Below are 6475 nucleotides of genomic sequence, written 5' to 3'. Positions count from 1 at the left end.
CGGGTGAACAGCGCCGATCTGGGCTTTGCGCTGGGGCCGCGCATCAACGCCGCAGGACGCTTGGCCGATATGACCGTAGGCATCGAGTGCCTCGCCACAGACGACCCCGCCCGCGCGCTGCAACTCGCGCAGATGCTCGATACCTTCAACCGCGAGCGGCGCAGCATCGAAGACGGCATCAAGGCCGAGGCGCTGGCCATGCTGGAGGGGCTGGAGGGGCTGGATCTCGGCGCGGGGCAGAGCGCAGACGGCAGCGCCCCCGCCATCAGCCTGTTCGCGCCCAACTGGCACGAAGGCGTGATCGGCATCGTTGCCGGGCGCATCAAAGACCGCGAGCATCGCCCCACCTTTGTGTTCGCTCCGGCCGAAGATGGCACGCTGCGCGGCTCGGGCCGCTCGATCGCCGGGTTTCACCTGCGCGACGCGCTCGATCTCGTCTCCAAGCGCGAGCCCGGTCTGTTGCTGCGCTTCGGCGGCCATGCCATGGCGGCCGGCTGTTCGCTGGTGGACGATGGCTTTGAGCGCTTTCGCGCCGCGTTTGCCCAAGTGGCCGCCGAATGGCTGGCGCCGGCCCAGTTGCAGCGCCGCATCGAGGTGGACGGGCCGTTGCCCGTGCAATGGCTGCTGCCCGAAATGGCGTCGCTCCTTGCTGCGCAGGTGTGGGGGCAGGGCTTCGCCGCGCCGCTGTTCAGCGCCCGGGTTCAGGTGCGACAGCAGCGTCTGCTCGGCGAACGGCATCTCAAAGCCAAGGTGCGCCTGCTCGACAGCGAGGGCGCGCCCGGCGATGCGCAGTTCGACCTCGTGGCTTGGGGCCGCACCGACTTTCTGCCGGATGAGGCGCGCATCGCCTACCGGCTGGAGAGCAATACCTGGCAAGGCATCACTCAGGTGCAACTGGTGCTCGAAGCCGTCGAAGGCTGAAGACGCGCGCCCGCAAACCTCGCCGCGCCCGTCTCTTGCCCCAAGGGGCGATCAGCGGCGCGTTGCGCGGCGCTGCACGCAGTCCACATAGGCGGTGCCATCGGGCGGCAGACCGCTGCGCTGCGCCGTCCACAACATTTCGCCCAGACACTCCATGGTGGCGTGGTGCGCTTCGTGCTCGCCCAGCTTGCTGCGCAGCAGCTCAAAGGCCTGGCGGATGCCCGGCGGCTGGTCGATGGACACCTGCTCGGCGATCGACAGATGCATCGAGAGATGCAGGAAAGGGTTGGTGCGGCCCTGCTCCACGGCGTAATCGCGGCTGGCGCTTTGCGGGTCGGAGAGTTCGGCGTGGTATTCGGGGTGCAGTTCCATCCAGTCTGCAGCGATGAGTTCCAGCGGCGTGAGCACGCCGCCCGCACGATGCCGCTGCCAGGCGGAAAGAAAAAACTGCCGAACCTCGTCTTTGCTGGGATTGAACATGGTGGGCGTATTGTCCTGCAGCCGATCCGCCCGGGATTCGCACGCACTTACAAATCGGTTTTGAGCGAACATTTCAACATTGTTCACTCACGAGAATCATCATGCCCATGATCGACGCCAGCGCCTTGCGCCAACTGTTTGACGAAGCCCGCACTCACAACGTCTGGCTGGACCAGCCCGTGCCCGAGCACCTGCTGCAACAGCTCTACGACCTGATGAAATGGGGGCCAACCTCGGCCAACTGCTCCCCGGCGCGCATCGTGTTCGTGCAGTCGCAGGAGGCCAAGGCCCGCCTCGCGCCCTGCATGAGCGAGGGCAACCGGGCCAAGACGCTCAAAGCGCCGGTGACGGCCCTCATCGGCATGGACTTGGCGTTTTACGAACATCTGCCGCAGCTTTTTCCGCATAACCAGGACGCGTGCAACTGGTTTGCGGGCAAGCCGGATTTGATCGCCGAGACCGCGATGCGCAATTCCAGCCTGCAAGGCGGTTATTTCATCCTCGCCGCCCGCGCCCTGGGCCTGGATTGCGGCCCGATGAGCGGCTTTGACGCCGATGCGGTGAACGCCGAATTCTTCGCCGGCACTGACGTCAAGGCCAACTTTGTGTGCAGCCTCGGCTATGGCGACGCTAGCGCGCTGTTTCCCCGCAGCCCGCGCCTGAGCTTCGAGCAGGCTTGCCGCATCGCATAGGGCGTGTCTGCACGGCGTGGAGTTTGTGCGTCGGTTCTGGTAATTTCGTACCCATCACCAGAACACAAAGCAGAAAGGACGCCTCATGCCGGTCATCGTTGTCGCCAATCCCAAGGGCGGGGTGGGCAAATCCACCCTCTCCACGCAGCTTGCCGGATTTTTCGCCAGTCAAGGTCATGCCGTCATGCTGGGCGACTCGGACCGGCAGGAATCGGCCCGTCTCTGGCTGTCGCTGCGCGATTCAGCGCTGCCGCGCATCGACACCTGGGAGATGAGCCACGACTTCATCGCCAAACCGCCCAAGGGCACCACCCACGCGGTCATCGACACCTCCGCCGGGCTGCACGGTTGGCGGTTGAGCGACGTGATGAAACAGGCCGACAAAGTGCTGGTGCCGCTCTCGGCCTCGATTTTCGACATCTACGCCACGCAGGAATTCCTGGAAAAACTGCGCGATGCGCGCGAGAAACACGGCTTCGACGTGGGTCTGGTGGGGGTGCGCATCGACCCGCGCACCCATGCCGCCGAACAGTTGCAGGCGTTCGTGACGCAAAGCGGCCTGCCCATGCTGGCCACGCTGCGCCAGACCACGCTGTACCCGCAAATGGCCGCGCACGGCCTCACCCTGTGGGATCTGCCGCCCAGCCAGGCGGCCAAAGACCTGGAGCAATGGCAGCCCATCACCCACTGGCTACAGCGGCCAGCGTGATGGAGCGGTGACAAAAAACAAGGCACATCCCGGAATCGCTCCGATGGATGTGCCCAAGCTGCAAGGAAAGGGGGCGGCGTGGTTTTCTGGGGTATGCACCAAGCCGCGTGATGAAAGTGGGGCGCTCAGACCATGCGCTCAGATGCGGTCAAGCGGCGCGTTCGGGTTGCGCTACGAGGCCGAGTGCCGGGCGGTTGACGCGGAACAGGCGCGGGCCGACATGCTCAAGCAGTTTGTCGCGCTCAAACTGGGCGATCACGCGGCTGGCCGTCTCGAGCGCCACACCGAGCATGGCGCCAAGGTCGCTGCGCTTGGGCAGGGTGATGGTGTCGTTGAGCTCCGGGTCGGCCAGTTTGAGCAGCAGGCGAGCCATGCGTGCGGGAATGGCGCCCGAGCCCAGCAGCAGCGCCCACTCGTCGGTATCGCGCAGCGCGCGGTGCCAGCGCTCCAGAAATTCCTGACGCAGATTGGGCACCTGCTCTTCCATTTTGCGAATCACTTCCACCGGAATGCGGCACACCCGCACCGCACCAATGGCCGAAGCGTGGTGCATATAGGGCTCCTGAATGAAGCACTCCAGCCCGATGAGGTCGCCGCGGCGCGCCACGCGCGTGATGCGGCGGGTGCCGTCCGGCAGCACGCGCTCCAACTTCACATAGCCGGTCTTGATGGTGTAGAGCCAGTCGCCTCGTTGCCCTTCGCTGAACAGCTGTTGTCCGGGGGCATATTGCATGTCGTCGATGACCTGATGGAAGGTGTCGAAGTCTTCCATGCGCAGCGCGCCGAACAGCGCAATGCGCCGCACGCCGCAGTTGCGGCAGTCGGAGGCGCCGCGCCAGGCGTTGACCACTTCGGTATGCGCCATGCGGTTGGCCGCGGGTTCCTTGCTGCGCGGCAGGGTGCTGCGCAGCTTGGTCAGCGGAATGACGGTGTTGGAGGGCGGTTTGGCGAAGAGGGTTTCCATAGCGGGCTTTCTTTGACTTGGCGCAATATTAGCGAATACTGATATTGCCTTGTCAATATAGGGATTTCACCGTTGGAACTAGGGAAAACCCTTGTTTTCTGAAAACTTCATTGCGTAAAGTCGATTTTTGCAGCGCACAAAAGTGCGGCAATTTGTCACATCAAAGATACAAATTGATGCATGTTTGCGACATTCGAAAATCGCGGTACGGATGACGCGCTCAATTCGGGTGGATGGCGCAGCGCATAAACTCCGAAGCTCTTTGATGAAAGGTTCGATCACCATGATGGATGTTCAAACCCTGGCCGCGCGCGATGTGCGGCGTGCGCTGGAAGAAGATGTGGGCACGGGCGATCTGACGGCCGCGCTGATCGCGCCAGATGCGGTGGCGAAAGCCACGGTGCGCAGCCGCGAGGCGGCCCGGCTGTGCGGCGCGCCGTGGGCCAATGCCTGCGTGCGCGCGCTCAATCCATCGGCCCATGTGGAGTGGCTGACGCCGGAAGGCGGCGCCCTGCAGGCCGATCAGGTCTTTCTGCAACTACGCGGCAATGCCCGCGCACTGCTCACCGCCGAGCGCACCTTGCTCAATTTTCTGCAGTTGCTCAGCGCCGTGGCCACGCGCACCGCCGAGTATGTGGACGCGGTGCGCGGCACGCGGGCGCAGATCGTCGATACGCGCAAAACGCTGCCCGGGCTGCGCCTGGCGCAAAAGTACGCGGTGCGCGTGGGCGGCGGCATGAATCATCGTCTGGGCCTGTTCGATGCGGTGCTGATCAAGGAAAACCACATCGCCGCAGCGGGCGGCGTGATGGCGGCGCTGCGACAGGCGCAGCAGGCCGCGGCGCAGGCGCAGTTCATCCAGGTCGAGGTGGAAACGCTGGCACAACTCGAAGAAGCATTGGCGGCGGACGCGCGCATGATCCTGCTTGACAATATGTCGCTCGATCTGTTGCGCGAGGCCGTGCATCTCAACGCCGGGCGCGCCGTACTCGAGGTCTCGGGCGGGGTCGATCTGCAGACCGTGCGCGCCATTGCAGAAACCGGCATCGACCGCATCTCGGTGGGCAAACTCACCAAAGACGTGCAGGCCGTCGATCTGTCGATGCGCTTCACTCCGGTCTAAGAGAGGGTGTGAACGAATCCGCCATGCCCGCTCATCGCACCCAAATCGTCCCACTCGGCGTTACAAATGCTCGCCGTGCCGACGGGCACGGCTGTGCTTTGCGCCATGATTGGAACCCTTTGGGCGCGCTGCTCGGCCACGCCGGATTCATTCACACCCTCTGACTCCCCCTCATTCGCTCAAAGGAAGCCCGCATGTCCGCCACCTTTGCCGTCACCTTCGACAGCCCCGTCACCGGCACGTCCCAAGCCTGGGCCCGCGTACCCGCTGAGCCCGATCCGGCCGAACGCGCCGCCCTTATGACCCGGTGCGCCGAGTTGTTGCACGCGCATGACGCGGCGCTGGTGGCGCACTACTACACCCATCCCGACTTGCAGGATCTGGCGCAGGCCACGGGCGGCCTGGTCGCGGACTCTCTGGAAATGGCGCGTTTCGGCGCCCGCCACGAAGCCAGCACCCTGGTCGTCGCCGGGGTGCGCTTCATGGGCGAGACGGCCAAGATGCTGTCGATGGACAAGCGCGTGCTCATGCCCGATCTCGATGCCAATTGCTCGCTCGATCTGGGCTGTCCCGCGCCGCAATTCAGTGCCTTCTGCGATGCCCATCCCGACCGTACCGTGGTGGTCTATGCCAATACCAGCGCGGCGGTGAAGGCGCGCGCCGACTGGGTGGTGACTTCGAGTTGCGCGCTTGACATCGTGGCCCACCTGCACGCCCGGGGCGAAAAAATCCTCTGGGCGCCCGACCGCCATCTGGGTGGCTACATCCAGCGCGAGACCGGTGCCGACATGCTGCTGTGGCAGGGCTCGTGCATCGTGCATGACGAGTTCAAGGCGCTGGAACTTGAACTGCTCAAGGCCGAGCATCCGAAGGCGCGCGTGCTGGTGCATCCAGAAAGCCCGGCGGCAGTGGTGGCGCTGGCCGATGTGGTGGGCTCGACCTCGCAGATTCTCAAGGCGGCGCGCGAACTCGACGCGCCCGAATTCATCGTCGCCACCGATGCCGGCATGTTCCACGCCCTGCAGCAGCAGAACCCGGGCAAGACCTTCATCGCCGCGCCCACCGCGGGCGTTGCGGCCACCTGCAAGAGCTGCGCGCATTGCCCGTGGATGGCGATGAACAGTCTGGCCGGGCTGGCCCGCGTGCTGGAGAGCGGGACCAATGCCATCGAACTCGACCCGGCCTTGGCGGCGCGCGCGCGCCTGCCGGTGCAGCGCATGCTCGACTTCACCGCGGCGCAAAAGACCGCGGCTCCTGCGGGCAGTCTGGTTCCGGGAATTGGCGCGGCGTAGCTTGCGCCGACGCACCAACCCAACGCGCTACCGCGTTTTATTGAGGCGCTACCGCGTCTTCATGATGCGCGCCTTTTCCCGTTGCCAGTCGCGCTTGGCTTCGGTGTCGCGTTTGTCGTGGTCTTTCTTGCCCTTGCCCAGCGCCAGATCGAGCTTCACCCGGCCGCCCTTGTAATGCAGATTGATGGGCACCAGGGTGTAGCCGCGTTGCTCGACCTTGCCGATGAGCTTGCGGATTTCATCCTTGTGCATCAGCAGTTTGCGCGTACGCGACGCATCCGGCCGCACATGGGT

At 64.7% G+C, this 6475-nt stretch carries 8 protein-coding genes; 5 read left to right on the top strand and 3 right to left on the bottom strand.

Features of this window, described 5'->3' with window-relative positions:
- Positions 1-921: single-stranded-DNA-specific exonuclease RecJ (locus AC2VLV_RS11700; RefSeq protein WP_486990153.1), on the top strand; the 921-nt coding region annotated here is incomplete at its 5' end.
- Positions 922-972: 51 nt separating this feature from the next.
- On the opposite strand, the gene AC2VLV_RS11695 is transcribed toward AC2VLV_RS11700, so the two are convergent.
- Positions 973-1401, bottom strand: coding sequence for a DUF1841 family protein (locus tag AC2VLV_RS11695; protein ID WP_486990152.1), 429 nt, complete (start codon positions 1399-1401; stop codon positions 973-975).
- A 101-nt stretch (positions 1402-1502) separates the two neighbouring features.
- On the opposite strand from AC2VLV_RS11695, the gene AC2VLV_RS11690 reads away from it, so the two are divergent.
- Together AC2VLV_RS11690 and AC2VLV_RS11685 are read left to right on the top strand one after the other, a co-directional pair.
- Complete coding sequence (locus AC2VLV_RS11690; protein WP_486990151.1) at positions 1503-2093, top strand: malonic semialdehyde reductase; 591 nt, start codon at positions 1503-1505, stop codon at positions 2091-2093.
- An 85-nt stretch (positions 2094-2178) separates the two neighbouring features.
- Positions 2179-2802 (top strand): nucleotide-binding protein, encoded by a 624-nt coding sequence (locus AC2VLV_RS11685; RefSeq protein ID WP_486990150.1) that lies wholly within the window; start codon positions 2179-2181, stop codon positions 2800-2802.
- Between the two features lie 148 nt (positions 2803-2950).
- Here AC2VLV_RS11685 and AC2VLV_RS11680 read toward each other — a convergent pair whose 3' ends face one another.
- Positions 2951-3766, bottom strand: a complete 816-nt coding sequence (locus AC2VLV_RS11680) for a Crp/Fnr family transcriptional regulator (RefSeq protein ID WP_486990149.1) — start codon at positions 3764-3766, stop codon at positions 2951-2953.
- Between the two features lie 283 nt (positions 3767-4049).
- Here AC2VLV_RS11680 and nadC point away from each other — a divergent pair, with 283 nt between their 5' ends.
- Complete coding sequence (nadC, locus tag AC2VLV_RS11675; RefSeq protein ID WP_486990154.1) at positions 4050-4889, top strand: carboxylating nicotinate-nucleotide diphosphorylase; 840 nt, start codon at positions 4050-4052, stop codon at positions 4887-4889.
- Between the two features lie 194 nt (positions 4890-5083).
- On the top strand, positions 5084-6181 hold the full coding sequence (nadA, locus tag AC2VLV_RS11670) for a quinolinate synthase NadA (protein WP_486990148.1): 1098 nt from the start codon (positions 5084-5086) through the stop codon (positions 6179-6181).
- A 48-nt stretch (positions 6182-6229) separates the two neighbouring features.
- On the opposite strand, the gene AC2VLV_RS11665 is transcribed toward nadA, so the two are convergent.
- Positions 6230-6475, bottom strand: a 246-nt coding sequence (locus AC2VLV_RS11665) for an SsrA-binding protein (protein WP_486990147.1), incomplete at its 5' end; no start/stop codon positions are given.

The organism is Thiomonas sp. TH-17 (genome assembly GCF_057473305.1).
This window is presented reverse-complemented; position numbering and strand designations above follow the sequence as displayed.